This is a genomic window from Streptomyces sp. NPDC050147 (assembly GCF_040660195.1).
Lineage (GTDB): Bacteria > Actinomycetota > Actinomycetes > Streptomycetales > Streptomycetaceae > Streptomyces.
The window spans coordinates 41462-55758 of the sequence record NZ_JBFALJ010000020.1; the positions used below are offsets into that span (position 1 = coordinate 41462).

Sequence of the window (14297 nt, forward strand, 5' to 3'; positions counted from 1 at the left end):
CGCTTCGAGAGGCACCACCCCATGCACGACACCGGAACCGTGACCCAGCCGGCTCCGGCCCCCGACCAGGAAGAACAGCGGACCGAGCAGCACGAGGACGGCGGCAGCAGGCATGCCCGCCGCTTCGGCCTTCCGATCGCCACCTGCCTCGTCATGGGCAACATCATCGGCGGCGGCATCTTCCTGCTCCCGGCCTCCGTCGCCCCCTTCGGGACCATCAGCCTCGTCGCGTTCGGCGTCCTGACCGCGGGCGCGATCGCCCTCGCCCTGGTCTTCGGGCGGCTCGCGCGGCGCGACCCGCGCACCGGCGGACCGTACGTCTACGCGCGCGCCGCGTTCGGCGACTTCGCGGGCTTCCTCGCCGCCTGGTCCTACTGGGCCACCAGCTGGGTGTCGAACGCCGCGCTCGCTGTCGCCGCCGTCGGCTATCTGGACGTCCTGATACCGGTGGGCGACCACAAGTGGACCGCCTGCCTGGCCGCTCTGGTCATGCAATTCCTGCCCGCGCTCGCGAACTTCGCGGGCACCCGGTACGTCGGCGCGGTCCAGGTCGTCGCCACCGTCCTGAAGTTCCTGCCGCTGATCGTCGTAGCGGTCGGCGGGCTCTTCTTCTTCGACAGCGCCAACCTCGGTCCCTTCCAGGCGAGCGACGACGGCCCGGTCGGTGCGATCTCCGCCTCCGCCGCGATCCTGCTCTTCTCCTACCTGGGCGTGGAATCGGCGGCGGTCAGTGCCGGTGAGGTGCGCGACCCGCGGCGCAACGTCGGGCGCGCCACCATCCTCGGCACCCTCGGTGCCGCCCTCGTCTATCTGCTCGGCACCCTCGCCGTCTTCGGCACCGTCGCCCACGACAAGCTCGTCGGCTCCACCGCGCCGTTCTCCGACGCCGTCAACGTCATGTTCGGCGGCTCCTGGGGCGGTACGGCGGTGGCGCTCGCGGCGGTCGTGTCGATCCTCGGCGCCCTCAACGGCTGGACGCTGCTCAGCGCCCAGACGCCGTACGCCGCAGCCAAGGACGGCCTCTTCCCGCCCGCCTTCGCGAAGAAGCGGCGCGGGGTGCCGACCGTGGGCGTCCTGGTCACCGTCGTCCTCGCCTCGCTGCTCACCGTCTACAACTACACGGCCGGATCGAGCGGCGTCTTCGAGTCCCTCGTCCTGATCACCACGTTCACCGCGACCGTGCCCTACCTCCTGGCCACCGCCGCGCAGATCTACTTCCTCGTCTCCGGGCGGGGCGAGCGCGTCGACCGTGCCCGCCTGGTGCGGGACGGCGTCCTCGCGGGCATCGCGTGCGGCTTCTCCATGTGGCTCGTCGCCGGGTCCGGATACGCGGCGGTCTACCAGGGAGTCCTGTTCCTCTTCGCGGGCGTGCTCGTCCACGCGTGGATGGCGGCCCGCAAGGAGCGGACCGCCACCCACTGATGCCCCGGGCTACCGGGCGAGCGGTGCCATCACCCAGCGGCGGGTGACGAACATGCCGTCGGGCGAGCCGATCTCGATCAGCTTGCGGGCGGCCGGGTAGGCCTCGTTGCCCTCGATCTCATAGCCGACCTCGAACGTGCCTGGCACGTCCCTGACCTCGGGCTCACGCTGTGCGGCAGCGGCCCGGCCGTTCTGCTCGTCGGCCGTGACGGTGGCGAGCTCGGCGAGCAGTTTGCGCTGGGCGGCGGCGAGTGCCTCGCGCGGGTCGCGTGCCCGCTGCGGGGCGGCCGCGGCCTTGCCGGCCGCGGGAGGCGGCGCGATGTCGGTGCTCGGCTCGCGCGTCGTGCCGGTGGTGTCGCGTGTGGAGATCTGCGCCTGGACGACGGTCGCGTCGTTGTCCAGGCCCACCCGGATGAGACCGCGGTCGGGCGTGATGACCGGTATGCCGTCGAAGACCTGCCGGAACGTCACGTGGGTCTCAAGGGTCACCGGCTCGCCGAGCTCGGTGCCGTCCTTCGCGCCGGAGTTCTGCATCAGGTCGTGCACGCTGTCCACGACCAGCTCGGCGCCGTCGGCGTGCTGCTCGGCGAACGCGCGGGCCACCTCGACCGCCCGCTCCGTGGGCAACCGCCGCAGGTTGCGGTGGTTGGCCTCGGCGAGCTTGACCCACCGGACGGCGTGCGGAGCCGTGGAGACGGTCCGGTCACCGGAGGTGGCGCTGAGCACGCCCTGCCGCTCGACCTGCACCTCTTGCAGCGCCGCCGACGGGAAGTCGGCGATGCGGCCCGTCTTGGTGAGCTCCTCGCCCGGGTCGCGCGGCGCGAGCTGCACGATCTGCGGGCTGCTCGGCGCCTGCGTCACCGGCTCCCGGAGGGAGTCGCGCGCGTAGTACCAGCGCCACACGTACCAGTTGTCCGGCACGTGCTCGCGGTAGAGGGTGCGTTCGCCGTTGAGGCGGGCGGTGGCGTCGGCCTGGTTGACGCCGACCGCGCAGACCGAGGGCGCCTGGCCCTTGTAGATGTCCCAGCTCGCGTTCAGCCACGCGTCGGTGAACGTCTGCCCGGCCCGCCACTTCTCCCAGAACTTCTTGCCGTAGTCCGGACTGTCGATGCTGACGGTCTCGAACCCGAAGATCATGCGGAAGCCGATGTTGGCCCCCGCCCAGGTGCGGATCGGGGAGTGCCCGCCGGTGACCTTCAGCGAGTCACAGGTCGACCAGAAGACGTAGTTCGCCTTCTCGTTGCCGAGCGCCATCCGGTTCGAGATCGCGTCGCTGCGGCCGTCCCAGACGGCGCCGAGTGGCGCGAAGAAGACGCCGTTGTTGTCCATGCCGCCGTGGCCCGAGTGGTACACGGCGACCACCGCGTCCATGCCGTAGCGGTCCTGCCAGTTGTCGTACGTCTCCTCGTACGCCCAGACCTGCGCCCCACCGTCCGCGAACCAGAAGTTGCGGTCGTAGAACTGCTGCAGGTACGCCAGCCACCCGGTGGCGTCCCCGTGCGTGTGGAAGAGAGGTGACTGGTTGACGAACTTCTGGATGCTGAAGGCCCCCCACCAGCCGAAGGTGGAGTCACGGTCACCGGCGGCTCCGGGTTTCGCACCCTCCAGCGGAGACGGACCGCGTTCCGAGTAATTCATGCGCATGGCCAAACCCCCTGAGTGGACTCCTCGTCCCGTGGGCGAGGGGGCCTCAAAGTGTCACCGCGGACGCGCCTTGCACAGTTGGCATTTCGGCCATAGCGACCGTGCCCCGGGGCTGCCCTGATGCCTCAGGAGCCCCGGTGGAGAGGGCCGGTCTTGCGCGTGTGCCGCGCCCGGGTGTGATCGGATGGGTGCACGGACGTTCCGGAACGCATCTCGGAACCACACTGAAGGGATCTACATCGTGGCTACCACGCGCTCCGCGCACACGGTCTGGGAAGGCAACCTGACGGAGGGGACGGGCACCGTCACCTTCGACTCCTCCGGGATCGGGGAGCAGGCGGTTTCCTGGCCGTCCCGCGCCGAGCAGGCGAACGGCAAGACCAGCCCGGAAGAGCTGATCGCCGCCGCGCACTCCAGCTGCTTCTCCATGGCCTTCTCGAACGGTCTGAACAGCGCGGGCACCCCGCCGACCCGCCTGGTCACGTCCGCCGACGTGACGTTCCAGCCGGGCACCGGCATCACCGGCATCCACCTCACCGTCGAGGGCACGGTGCCGGGCATCGACGAGGCGGCGTTCGTCGCCGCCGCCGAGGACGCCAAGGCGAACTGCCCCGTGAGCCAGGCGCTGACGGGCACGACGATCACGCTGACGGCGAAGCTCGCCTGATCCAGGCCCGAAGCACGGCCTTTCCGGCCGATCCCCGACTGTGCCGCCGTCCTTCATGGGCGGCGGCACAGTCATGGGCGGCATTGACAACAAGCCGCTCAAGTTTTGTGATGGAGGTCGAAGTACGCCGGGAAACGGGCTCGCGTTGAAGGGGACTGGACATGGCACGTGCAGTCGGGATCGACCTCGGTACGACGAACTCGGTGGTGGCCGTCCTGGAGGGCGGTGATCCCACGGTCGTCGCCAACGCGGAGGGAGCGCGCACCACACCTTCGGTCGTCGCCTTCGCGAAGAACGGCGACGTGCTCGTCGGGGAGGTCGCCAAGCGACAGGCGGTCACCAACGTGGAGCGGACCGCACGCTCCGTCAAGCGCCACATGGGCGACGGGGTTTGGCGCTTCCCGGAGGGCGGGTCCGTGGAAGGCACGCGGTACACCGCGCAGGAGCTCTCCGCCCGCGTCCTGCAGAAGCTCAAGCGTGACGCCGAGTCCTATCTGGGCGAGGACGTCACGGACGCGGTCGTCACCGTCCCCGCCTACTTCGACGACACGCAGCGCCAGGCCACCAAGGAAGCGGGCGAGATCGCGGGCCTGAACGTCCTGCGCATCATCAACGAGCCGACGGCCGCCGCCCTCGCGTACGGACTCGACAAGGGTGACGACCAGACGGTCCTCGTCTTCGACCTCGGAGGCGGCACCTTCGACGTCTCGCTCCTGGAGATGGGCGACGGCGTCATCGAGGTGAAGGCCACCAACGGCGACACGCAGCTGGGCGGCGACGACTGGGACCAGCGCATCGTCGAGTATCTGGTGCGGCAGTTCAAGAACGCGCACGGAGTGGACCTCGGCAAGGACAAGATGGCGGTGCAACGCCTGCGGGAGGGTGCCGAGAAGGCGAAGATCGAGCTGTCCTCGTCGAGCGAGACGGACATCAACCTGCCGTACGTGACGGCGTCGGCGGACGGCCCCCTGCACCTGGCGGAGAAGCTGACGCGCGCTCAGTTCCAGGAGCTGACGGCGGACTTGCTGGAGCGCTGTCGCGGCCCCTTCCACCAGGCGGTGAAGGATGCGGGCATCAAGCTCTCCGCCGTCGACCACGTGATCCTGGTGGGCGGCTCGACGCGGATGCCGGCGGTGACGGAACTGGTGAAGGAGCTCACCGGGAGCGAGCCGCACAAGGGGGTCAACCCGGATGAGGTGGTGGCGCTCGGCGCGGCGCTCCAAGCCGGTGTGATCAGGGGCGACGTGAAGGATGTCCTGCTCCTGGACGTGACGCCGCTGTCCCTCGGAATCGAGACCAAGGGCGGCATCATGACCAAGCTCATCGAACGCAACACGACCATTCCCACCCGGCGTTCGGAGACCTTCTCGACCGCCGAGGACAACCAGCCGTCGGTCGGCATCCAGGTCTTCCAGGGGGAGCGGGAGATCGCCGCGTACAACAAGAAGCTGGGCGTCTTCGACCTGACGGGGCTGCCGCCGGCGCCGCGTGGCGTGCCCAAGATCGAGGTCACCTTCGACATCGACGCCAACGGAATCATGCACGTGTCCGCCAAGGACGAGGCGACGGGGCGCGAGCAGCGCATGACGGTGACGGGCGGCTCCGCACTGCCCAAGGACGACATCAACCGCATGGTGCGGGAGGCCGAGGAACACGCCGAGGAGGACCGCAAGCGGCGCGACGCCGCCGAGACCCGCAACCAGGCGGAGCAGCTCGTCTACCAGACCGAGCGGTTCCTGCGGGAGAACGAGGAGCGGATCCCGGCGGACACGAGGACCGAAGTGGAGATGGCGGCAACGGAGTTGAAGGGCCTTCTGAAGGACAGGGCCGACGACACGGCGGCGCTGCGCGCGGGCGTCGAGAAGCTGGCCTCGGTCAGCCAGCGGATGGGGCAGGCCATGTACGCGGCTTCCGGCGGGGGCGCCCAACAGGAACCGGAAGCTCCGGGGGCCTCTGCCGAGGAGGGCGTGGTCGACGCGGAGATCGTGGACGACGAGAAGCCGGGGGAGGCAGGAAAGGAGGACAAGGGGTAGCCCCCTGCTAGGACCCCGTTCTCTCCCACCCCCGCCGCTCCGGACGCGGTCCGACCCGGCGGGGGTCCTTGCTCCGGTACACCACATACGGCCGGAACAGATACTGCACCGGCGCGCTGAACATGTGCACCAGCCGCGTGAACGGGATGAGCGCGAACAGCGCCATCCCGACCACCGCGTGGATCTGGTACATGACCGGCACTCCCGCCATCAGACCCGTGTCCGGCTGGAGGGTGAACAGGCTGCGTGCCCAAGGCGCCATCGACTCGCGGTAGTTGTAGCCCGAGCCCGATGTGTGCGCCAGCTTGGCCACCATGCCGAGCACGATCGCCGTGAACAGCACGAGGTACATCAGCTTGTCGTTGGCGGTCGTCGCCCGGAACACCGGCGCGTTCGTGCGCCGCCGGTAGAGCAGCAGCAGGATGCCCAGCACCAGCAGGACTCCCGCCGCCGTGCCGCCGTACAGCGAGAACAGGTGGTACGCGTGCTCGCTCACGCCCACCTTCTCCGTCCACGACTCCGGGATGAAGAGCCCCACCAGATGCCCGACGAGGACGAACAGAATCCCGTAGTGGAACATCGGCGACGCGATGTTCAGGAGCTTCGACTCGTACACCTGGGAAGAGCGCGTCGTCCATCCGAACTTGTCGTAGCGGTAGCGCCACAGAAGGCCCGCCACGAGCAGGACGAAGGCCACGTACGGGATGACGCCCCACAGCAGCGTTCTCATCAGTGCTCCCCGGTCAGTGCGAAGGGTTCGAGGCCGACGTCCTCCCGTGGCGGCCCCGACCTGGCCAGTGCCTGCGCCTCGGCACGGTCCTTCGGCGAGGGCCCCGGCAGCGTCGCGCACACCGCCGCGAGGACGGACGCGTAGGGCGTACCGAAGTCGGTGAGGGCGAGCCGCAGCAGTTCGAGACCCGGCCGGTGCTCCTCCAGGAGGACAGGACCCGCGTGCGCCGAGAACTCCAGGACCGCGGGCAGGAAGTCCGGCAGCTCCTCGCCCGTGAACTCCAGGCCGTGCTCCCGGTAGACCTCCTTGAAGCGGACCAGGGCCATCCCGCGCCGGCGCGTGTCACCGTCGCGCCACCAGCTCAGATAGAGGCTGTGGCGGTTCTTGAAGTCGAAGACCTGGACGTAGTGCGCGGCGAGATCGGTGGCTTCCGTCGCTGCCGCGTGCGCCAAAAATGGCTCCAACGCGGGCGCCGCTTCTTTCAGTTGGGGCAGCAGGGCGCGGAACTCCTCGTCCGGATAGGCCAGGCAGTGCGCGGCTGCCTGGTAGAGCACGGCGTGGTCGCTCACAGGGTGTCCTTCTCGGTCGCGGAGGGCTGCTCGTCGGCGGTCTGCCGGTCCCGCAGGGTGTGGAAGTTCTCGACGGTCACCAGTGGCAACTGCCTGCGCCCCGAGTCCTGACCGAACGGACCGTCGCCGCCCGCCCCCGGACCGCCCTCGAAGTCGAGGCTGCACGCGTCGGGCAGCGCGGATTCCTCCAGGCGCCGCGCGTCACCGACGGCCGCGGTCGGGATGACGTAGCGGTCCTCGTACTTGGCGATGGCCAGGAGCCGGTACATCTCCTCGATCTCCTGGCCCGACATGCCCACGGCCCCGGCTACCGAACTGTCGGGCCGCTCCCCGAGGTTGATGGCCCGCATGTGAGCCCGCATCGCCGCCAGCTTCTCCAGCGAGGCCCGCACCGGGCCCACGTCACCGGCCGTGAAGATCTCCGCCAGGTATTCCAGCGGGATGCGCAGTGTGTCGATCGCGCCGAAGAGGTTGTCCAGGTCCTCGCCGTCGTGCCCGGTCTCGCTCAACGCGTCCACCACCGGCGAGAGCGGCGGGATGTACCAGACCATCGGCATCGTGCGGTACTCCGGATGCAGCGGGAGCGCCACCTTGTACGTGCTGATCAGGGCGTGCACGGGGGAGCGCCGTGCCGCCTCGACCCAGTCGTGGCCGATCCCGGCCTGCTCGGCCTCGCGCCGCACCTCGGGGTCCTCCGGGTCGAGGAAGACCCCCAACTGGGCTTCGTACAGCGCCTTGTCGTCCTGCACCGACGCCGCTCGGGTCACTCTGTCGGCGTCGTAGAGGATCACGCCGAGGTAGCGAAGGCGCCCCACGCACGTCTCCGAGCAGACGGTGGGCAGCCCCACCTCCAGGCGCGGATAGCACATGGTGCACTTCTCGGCCTTGCCGGTGCGGTGGTTGAAGTACACCTTCTTGTACGGGCACCCCGTCACGCACTTGCGCCAGCCCCGGCAGCCGTCCTGGTCGACGAGGACGATGCCGTCCTCCTCGCGCTTGTACATCGCCCCGGACGGGCAGGACGCCACGCACGACGGGTTCAGGCAGTGCTCGCAGATCCGCGGCAGGTAGAACATGAAGGTCTGCTCGAAGGCGAACTTCACCTTCTCGGCGGCCTTCTCGCGGGTCTTGGCCACCATCGGGTCGAGGCCGCCGTGCTCCGTCACGCCGCCCAGGTTGTCGTCCCAGTTCGACGACCACTCGATCTTCATGGGTTTGCCGCTGATCAGCGAACGCGGTTCGGCTACCGGGTAGTCGTCGCCGAGCGGGGCGTCGGTGAGGTTCCTGTACTCGTACGTCCAGGGCTCGTAGTAGTCCTTGATCTCCGGCAGCTTGGGGTTGGAGAAGATCTCAAGAAGGGCCTTGACCCGGCCGCCGTTCTTGAGCTTCAGAGCGCCCCGCTTGTTCAGTTCCCAGCCGCCGCGCCACTTCTCCTGGTCCTCGTAGCGGCGCGGATAGCCCTGGCCCGGACGGGTCTCGACGTTGTTGAACCAGACGTACTCCATGCCGTCCCGGTTGGTCCACGCCTGCTTGCAGGTGACGGAGCAGGTGTGGCAGCCGATGCACTTGTCGAGGTTCATCACCATCGCGATCTGTGCCATGACGCGCATCTAGTACTCCACCTTCTGCGAGCGGCGGCGGATGACCGTCACCTCGTCGCGCTGGTTGCCCGTCGGGCCGAGGTAGTTGAAGGCCCACGACAACTGGGCGTAGCCGCCGATGAGATGGGACGGCTTGAGGATGAGGCGGGTCAGGGAGTTGTGGATGCCGCCGCGCTTGCCGGTGGTCTCCGCCTTGGGCACGTTGACCGTGCGCTCCTGCGCGTGGTGCATGTAGACCGTGCCGGCCGGCATCCGGTGCGAGACGATCGCGCGCGCCACCACGACGCCGTTGCGGTTGACGGCCTCGATCCAGTCGTTGTCCTGCACGCCGATCGCCTCCGCGTCCTGCGGTGACATCCAGACGCACTGCCCGCCCCGGGAGAGCGACAGCATGAAGAGGTTGTCCTGGTACTCGGAGTGGATGGACCACTTGTTGTGCGGGGTGAGGTAGCGGACCGTCACCTCCTTCTCGCCGTCCGGGCCGAGCCGTGGCTCCCCGAACAGTCGGTTCATGTCCAGGGGCGGCCGGTAGACGGGCATCGCCTCGCCCAGCTCGTGGATCCAGTCGTGGTCGAGGAAGAAGTGCTGGCGCCCGGTGAGCGTGTGCCACGGCTTCAGGTGCTCGGTGTTGAGCGTGAACGCGGTGTAGCGCCGGCCGCCGGACTCGCTGCCCGACCACTCGGGCGAGGTGATCACGGGAACGGGGGCCGCCTGGGTGTCGGCGTACGTGATGCGCTTGCCCTCGTGCTCGGCGGCCAGGTGCGCCATCTCCTGGCCGGTGCGCGCCTCCAGGGTGTGGAAGCCCTGCGTCGCGAGGCGGCCGTTGGTCGTGCCGGACAGGGCGAGGATGGTGTTCGCCGCCTTCACCGCCGTGTCCAGGGCGGGGCGCCCGTCGGCGGGGCCGCCGCGCACGACGCCGTTGCGTTCGCGCAGCTCGTCGACTTCCTGGTCGGGCCGCAGCGCGATGCCCTTCGCGGGCAGGCCCAGCTTCTCCGCGAGCGGGCCGAGCGCCGCGAACTTCGCGCCGATCGCGGTGTAGTCGCGCTCGACCAGCGACAGCCCCGGCATCGTCTTGCCCGGGATCGCCTCGCACTCGCCCTTGCGCCAGTCCAGGACGACACCGCCGGGCTGCGCCGTCTCGCCGGGGGTGTCGTGCTGGAGGGCGGTGGCGACGACGTCCTTGCGTACGCCGAGGTGGTCCACGGCCAGCTCGCTGAGCCGTTCCGCGATCGCCTTGAACGTGTCGAAGTCGGTGCGGGCCTGCCAGGGCGGGTCGACGGCCGGGGTGAAGGAGTGGACGTAGGGGTGCATGTCCGTGGAGGACAGGTCGTGCTTCTCGTACCAGGTCGCCGCGGGCAGGACCACGTCCGAGAGCAGCGTCGACGACGTCTGCCGGAAGTCCAGCGAGACGAGCAGATCGAGCTTGCCCTCCGGGGCCTCGTCGCGCCACGTCACCGTCGAGGGACGCTCGTCGGGCGCAGCCTCCTCGGCCCGCAGCGAGGAGTGCGTGCCGAGCAGATGCTTGGTGAAGTACTCCGCGCCCTTGGCCGACGAGCCGAGCAGATTGGCGCGCCACAGGGTCAGGACGCGCGGCCAGTTCTCCGGGGCGTCCGGGTCCTCGCAGGCGAAGTTGAGGGTGCCCGCCTTGAGCTCGTCGACGACGTTGGCGACCGGGTCGTCCGAAGTCTCCCCCAGGACCAGGGAGTTGCGGTCGAACGTCGGGTACGAGGGCATCCATCCGGTGCGCGCGGACAGGGCCAGGCAGTCGGCGCCCGTCATGCCCGCGAACCGTCCCTCGCCGAGGGGAGAGGCGAGCACGTCCGCCGCGAACTTGTCGTAGCGCCACTGGTCGGTGTTCAGGAACCAGTACGCGGTACCGATCATCTGCCGTGGCGGCCTGCTCCAGTCGTTGGCGCTGGCGAGGGTCGCCCAGCCGGTCGCGGGGCGGCACTTCTCCTGCCCCACGTAGTGCGCCCAGCCGCCGCCGTTGCGGCCCTGGCAGCCGGTGAGCTGGAGCAGAGCGAGGAAGGCGCGGTAGATCGTCTCGGAGTGGAACCAGTGGTTGGTCCCGGCCCCCATGAGGATCATGCAGCGGCCGCGTGACTTCTCGGCGGTCCGCGCGAACTCCCGCGCGATCTTCACCGCCTTCGCGGCCGGCACCGAGGTGTGCGCCTCCTGCCAGCCGGGGGTGCCGGGCGCGTCGGCATCCTCGTACGAAGCGGGCCAGTCGCCCGGTAGCCCCTCGCGCCCGACGCCGTACTGGGCGAGCAGCAGGTCGAAGACCGTCGTGACGAGCGGCCCGTCCTGGCCGCCGAGGCGCGTGGCGGGCACCCCGCGGCGGACGACCTCGCCGCGGCCCTGGCCGTGCGTGCCGCCCTCGGTGTCGAAGCGGGGGAGCAGCACCTCGACGCCCGCCGCGACGTCGGAGCCGTGCAGGGAGAGCTGCGGCTTGATGTCGCCGAGCTCCAGGTTCCACTTGCCCTTGCCGGACTCGGTCCAGCGGAAGCCGAGCGAGCCGTTCGGGACGGCGGGCTGCCCGGTGTTCTCGTCCAGGACGGCCGTCTTCCAGTCGCCGCCCTCGCCGCCCTGGCCGAGATCGGTCGCGCGCAGGAACTTCGACGGGACGAACGCGCCGTCGCGCTCGGTCAGCGTCACCAGGAACGGCAGGTCGGTGAACGTGCGGACGTAGTCGGTGAAGAAGTCCGTCTGCCGGTCGACGAAGAACTCCTTCAGGATGACGTGGCCCATCGCGATGGCGAGGGCGCCGTCCGTACCGGGGTGCGGGTGCAGCCACTCGTCGGCGAACTTCGTGTTGTCCGCGTAGTCCGGGGACACGACCACCACCTTCTGGCCCCGGTAGCGCGCCTCGGCCATCCAGTGCGCGTCCGGTGTCCGCGTCACCGGGACGTTCGAGCCCCACATCATCAGGTACGCGGCGTCCCACCAGTCGCCCGACTCCGGTACGTCGGTCTGGTCACCGAACACCTGTGGCGAAGCCACCGGCAGGTCCGCGTACCAGTCGTAGAAGGACAGCATGGGAGCGCCGATCAGCGACATGAAGCGGGCGCCCGCCGCGTGCGACACCATCGACATCGCGGGGATGGGGGAGAAGCCCGCCACCCGGTCGGGGCCGTGCGTCTTGATCGTGTGGACGTGCGCCGCCGCGATGATCTCGACGGCCTCGTCCCAGGTCGCCCGCACGAGCCCGCCCTTGCCGCGCGCCCGCTGGTACCTCCTGCGCCGCTCCGGGTCCCCCTGGATGTCCGCCCAGGCCAGGACCGGGTCCCGCAGCCGGGACTTCGCCTCGCGGTACATCTCCAGGAGTACGCCCCGCAGATACGGGTAGCGCACGCGGGTCGGTGAGTACGTGTACCAGGAGAACGCGGCGCCGCGGGGGCAGCCGCGCGGCTCGTACTCGGGGCGGTCGGGGCCGACGGAGGGGTAGTCGGTCTGCTGGGTCTCCCAGGTGATGATGCCGTCCTTGACGTACACCTTCCAGCGGCAGGAGCCCGTGCAGTTCACGCCGTGCGTCGAGTTCACGACCTTGTCGTGGCTCCATCGGTCCCGGTAGAAGGCGTCCGCGTCCCGGCCGCCGACGAGTCCGATGCTGTGCAGGTCGGGGGCGGCGGTGCCACGGCGGAAGAACTTCCCCGCACGCAGTAGCGCGGCGCCGGGCTCGGTCGTCTCTGTCACCCTTGAGCTCCCTAAGTCTGCCTTTCAACGAACCTAGGTGCGCGGTGATGGGGGCACACGGCGGCGACCGCCGTACGGGTTGTGGCTCCCTTCGGCGCTCCGGGGGCGCCGCCCTTACCTCTGAGGTAATCGACCCCCGCCCGCGGTCCGGGCAGGGTGGTCCCACCGGACCCGGTCCGGCGCACTCCGGACCGGATCCGGCCTTCTCTCCCCACCGCCGCTTGGAGGCAGCACCTCATGTCGACGTACTCCGTACACCCGCTCAACGCACTGGCCCGCACGAACGACGCGAAGACGATGCTGCGGCGCTTCCTCGCCCTCGACGCGGTCGTGACCACCGGGAACGGCCTCGCGTACGTGGCCGCCTCGGGCCCCCTCGGCCGGTTCCTCGGCATCGACACGGGGCTCCTGCTCGCCCTCGGCGTCTTCCTCACGCTGTACGGCGTGGGCGTCGGCTACCTCGCGTCGCGCAAGAGCCCGCCCACGCTTCCCGTCCGGGGGGTGATCGAGGCGAACGCGGCCTGGGCGGTGCTCAGTGTCGTCGCCCTCGTCGCCTGGCTGTCGCCCAGCACCGCGGGCGCCGTGTGGATCCCGCTCCAGGCCCTGACCGTCGGAGGTTTCGCCGCCCTGCAGTACGCGGCACTGCGGTCCCTGCGGGCTTAGGTGCCGGGAGGACCCTCGGTGTTGGGCTCAGGACGCCGACTGGAGGTACTTGACCGTCGCCGGATCGGCCGGGAGGAGCGTCTCGATGGCCAGTTCGGCGACCGTCACGTCCATGGGGGTGTTGAAGGTGGAGATCGACGAGACGAAGGACAGCAGATGCCCGTCGTGCTCGATGCGCAGCGGCAGCGCGAAGTACGGCACGCCGCTCCCCGTCCCGTCGGCCTCGAACACGTCGACACCGGGGTCCTGTACCGGGTACGCCGACACCTCCTCGTACACCGCACGCAGCGCGTCGGACCGCTGCAGCGCGATCTGCCGCTCCATCTGATGCAGCAGGTGTCCGCGCCACTCACGCAGATTGCGGATCTTGGGGGCGAGGCCCTCCGGGTGCAGCGTGAGCCGCATGGCGTTCAGGGGCGGCCGCAGGACGTGCTCGGGGACGCCGTCGAGGATCATCGCGATGCCGCGGTTCGCGGCGACCACGTCGTACGCCGCGTCGACGACCAGGGCGGGGTAGGGCTCGTACCCGCGCAGGAGCTGCTCGAGGCCTTCCCGCAGGGTGCCCATCGAGGGGTCGTCCATCGGGGTCTCCCGGAAGCGGGGCGCGTAACCGGCCGCCAGGAGCAGGGAGTTGCGCTCCCGTACGGGTACGTCGAGGTGCTCGGCGAGGCGCAGCACGATCTCCTCGCTCGGGCGTGACCTGCCGGTCTCGATGAAGCTGATGTGCCGCGCCGACGAGTCGGCGCGCAGGGCCAGTTCCAGCTGACTCACCTTGCGCCGCTCGCGCCAGCCGCGCAGGAGGGGGCCGACGCCGGTGCTTTCCTTGGTGGACACGGCAGTTGTCATACCCAGACAGTAATCGAAGGGGTTCGACCGAGTGGCCTGATCAGGGCCTCGCGGGAGGCGATGTGGCAGGCTGAGGGATGTACGTGCACCCATACGCCGTTGTCCAGGAGAAGGGCGTGGCCATGTCACTCGAACCGCTGTCACAGAAGGACGTCGAGGAGCGGCTCGCGGAGCTGCCAGGCTGGTCGCTCGAAGGCGATCGCATCACCCGCTCCTTCCAGCTCGGCTCGCACTTCGCCGCGACCGCGATGGTCGTCCACATCGCGCAGATCCAGCAGGACCTCGGCCACCACTCCGAGCTGACGCTGGGCTACAACACCGTCTCCCTGTCCGTGAACACGCACAGCGTGGGCGGCGCTCTCACCGTGCTCGACTTCGAGCTGGCCGGCCGAGTCGAAGAGCTGGCGGTCGGCCACGGGGCGGTCTGAG

General features: G+C 69.7%; 11 protein-coding genes. 5 read left to right on the plus strand and 6 right to left on the minus strand.

Going from position 1 to position 14297, the window contains the following annotated elements:
* Positions 1-21 precede the first annotated feature (21 nt).
* A complete protein-coding gene (locus tag AB0I94_RS27445) occupies positions 22-1422 on the plus strand; it encodes an amino acid permease (protein WP_363312353.1) in 1401 nt (466 codons plus the stop codon).
* A gap of 9 nt (positions 1423-1431) precedes the next feature.
* Here AB0I94_RS27445 and AB0I94_RS27450 read toward each other — a convergent pair whose 3' ends face one another.
* Complete coding sequence (locus AB0I94_RS27450; protein ID WP_363312354.1) at positions 1432-3066, minus strand: DUF6345 domain-containing protein; 1635 nt, start codon at positions 3064-3066, stop codon at positions 1432-1434.
* A gap of 241 nt (positions 3067-3307) precedes the next feature.
* Here AB0I94_RS27450 and AB0I94_RS27455 point away from each other — a divergent pair, with 241 nt between their 5' ends.
* Both AB0I94_RS27455 and dnaK read left to right on the plus strand, forming a co-directional pair.
* Positions 3308-3733, plus strand: a complete 426-nt coding sequence (locus AB0I94_RS27455) for an OsmC family peroxiredoxin (protein ID WP_363312355.1) — start codon at positions 3308-3310, stop codon at positions 3731-3733.
* 161 nt (positions 3734-3894) lie between these two features.
* The gene (gene dnaK, locus AB0I94_RS27460; RefSeq protein WP_363312357.1) at positions 3895-5766 is read left to right on the plus strand and encodes a molecular chaperone DnaK; all 1872 of its coding nucleotides are present in this window, start codon (positions 3895-3897) and stop codon (positions 5764-5766) included.
* A 7-nt stretch (positions 5767-5773) separates the two neighbouring features.
* Here the strand turns inward: dnaK and narI are convergent, their stop codons facing one another.
* From narI to AB0I94_RS27480, 4 genes are read right to left on the minus strand one after another with little or no spacing between them, the layout of a single operon-like run.
* A complete protein-coding gene (narI, locus tag AB0I94_RS27465) occupies positions 5774-6496 on the minus strand; it encodes a respiratory nitrate reductase subunit gamma (RefSeq protein WP_363312358.1) in 723 nt (240 codons plus the stop codon).
* A complete protein-coding gene (gene narJ / locus AB0I94_RS27470; RefSeq protein ID WP_363312359.1) occupies positions 6496-7065 on the minus strand; it encodes a nitrate reductase molybdenum cofactor assembly chaperone in 570 nt (189 codons plus the stop codon). The genes narI and narJ overlap by 1 nt, the downstream gene beginning before the upstream one ends.
* Positions 7062-8675 (minus strand): nitrate reductase subunit beta, encoded by a 1614-nt coding sequence (narH, locus tag AB0I94_RS27475; RefSeq protein WP_363312360.1) that lies wholly within the window; start codon positions 8673-8675, stop codon positions 7062-7064. Before narH ends, narJ begins: the two co-directional genes overlap by 4 nt.
* Positions 8676-12359, minus strand: coding sequence for a nitrate reductase subunit alpha (locus tag AB0I94_RS27480; protein ID WP_363312361.1), 3684 nt, complete (start codon positions 12357-12359; stop codon positions 8676-8678).
* A gap of 237 nt (positions 12360-12596) precedes the next feature.
* Between AB0I94_RS27480 and AB0I94_RS27485 the strand changes: the two genes are divergently transcribed.
* Entirely contained in the window at positions 12597-13022 is a 426-nt protein-coding gene (locus AB0I94_RS27485; protein ID WP_363312362.1) for a hypothetical protein, read from the plus strand.
* Positions 13023-13049: 27 nt separating this feature from the next.
* Here AB0I94_RS27485 and AB0I94_RS27490 read toward each other — a convergent pair whose 3' ends face one another.
* Entirely contained in the window at positions 13050-13868 is an 819-nt protein-coding gene (locus AB0I94_RS27490; protein ID WP_363312363.1) for a helix-turn-helix transcriptional regulator, read from the minus strand.
* 122 nt (positions 13869-13990) lie between these two features.
* Between AB0I94_RS27490 and AB0I94_RS27495 the strand changes: the two genes are divergently transcribed.
* Positions 13991-14296, plus strand: coding sequence for a 4a-hydroxytetrahydrobiopterin dehydratase (locus AB0I94_RS27495; protein WP_363312462.1), 306 nt, complete (start codon positions 13991-13993; stop codon positions 14294-14296).
* Position 14297: the final 1 nt, after the last annotated feature.

Excerpts from the sequence above, each read along its gene's own strand:
- AB0I94_RS27445 (WP_363312353.1), top strand. The coding sequence starts at position 22 with ATGCACGACACCGGAACCGTGACCCAGCCGGCTCCGGCCCCCGACCAG.
- AB0I94_RS27450 (WP_363312354.1), bottom strand. The coding sequence starts at position 3,066 with ATGCGCATGAATTACTCGGAACGCGGTCCGTCTCCGCTGGAGGGTGCG.
- dnaK (WP_363312357.1), top strand. The coding sequence starts at position 3,895 with ATGGCACGTGCAGTCGGGATCGACCTCGGTACGACGAACTCGGTGGTG.
- narI (WP_363312358.1), bottom strand. The coding sequence starts at position 6,496 with ATGAGAACGCTGCTGTGGGGCGTCATCCCGTACGTGGCCTTCGTCCTG.
- narH (WP_363312360.1), bottom strand. The coding sequence starts at position 8,675 with ATGCGCGTCATGGCACAGATCGCGATGGTGATGAACCTCGACAAGTGC.
- AB0I94_RS27485 (WP_363312362.1), top strand. The coding sequence starts at position 12,597 with ATGTCGACGTACTCCGTACACCCGCTCAACGCACTGGCCCGCACGAAC.
- AB0I94_RS27490 (WP_363312363.1), bottom strand. The coding sequence starts at position 13,868 with ATGACAACTGCCGTGTCCACCAAGGAAAGCACCGGCGTCGGCCCCCTC.
- AB0I94_RS27495 (WP_363312462.1), top strand. The coding sequence starts at position 13,991 with ATGTCACTCGAACCGCTGTCACAGAAGGACGTCGAGGAGCGGCTCGCG.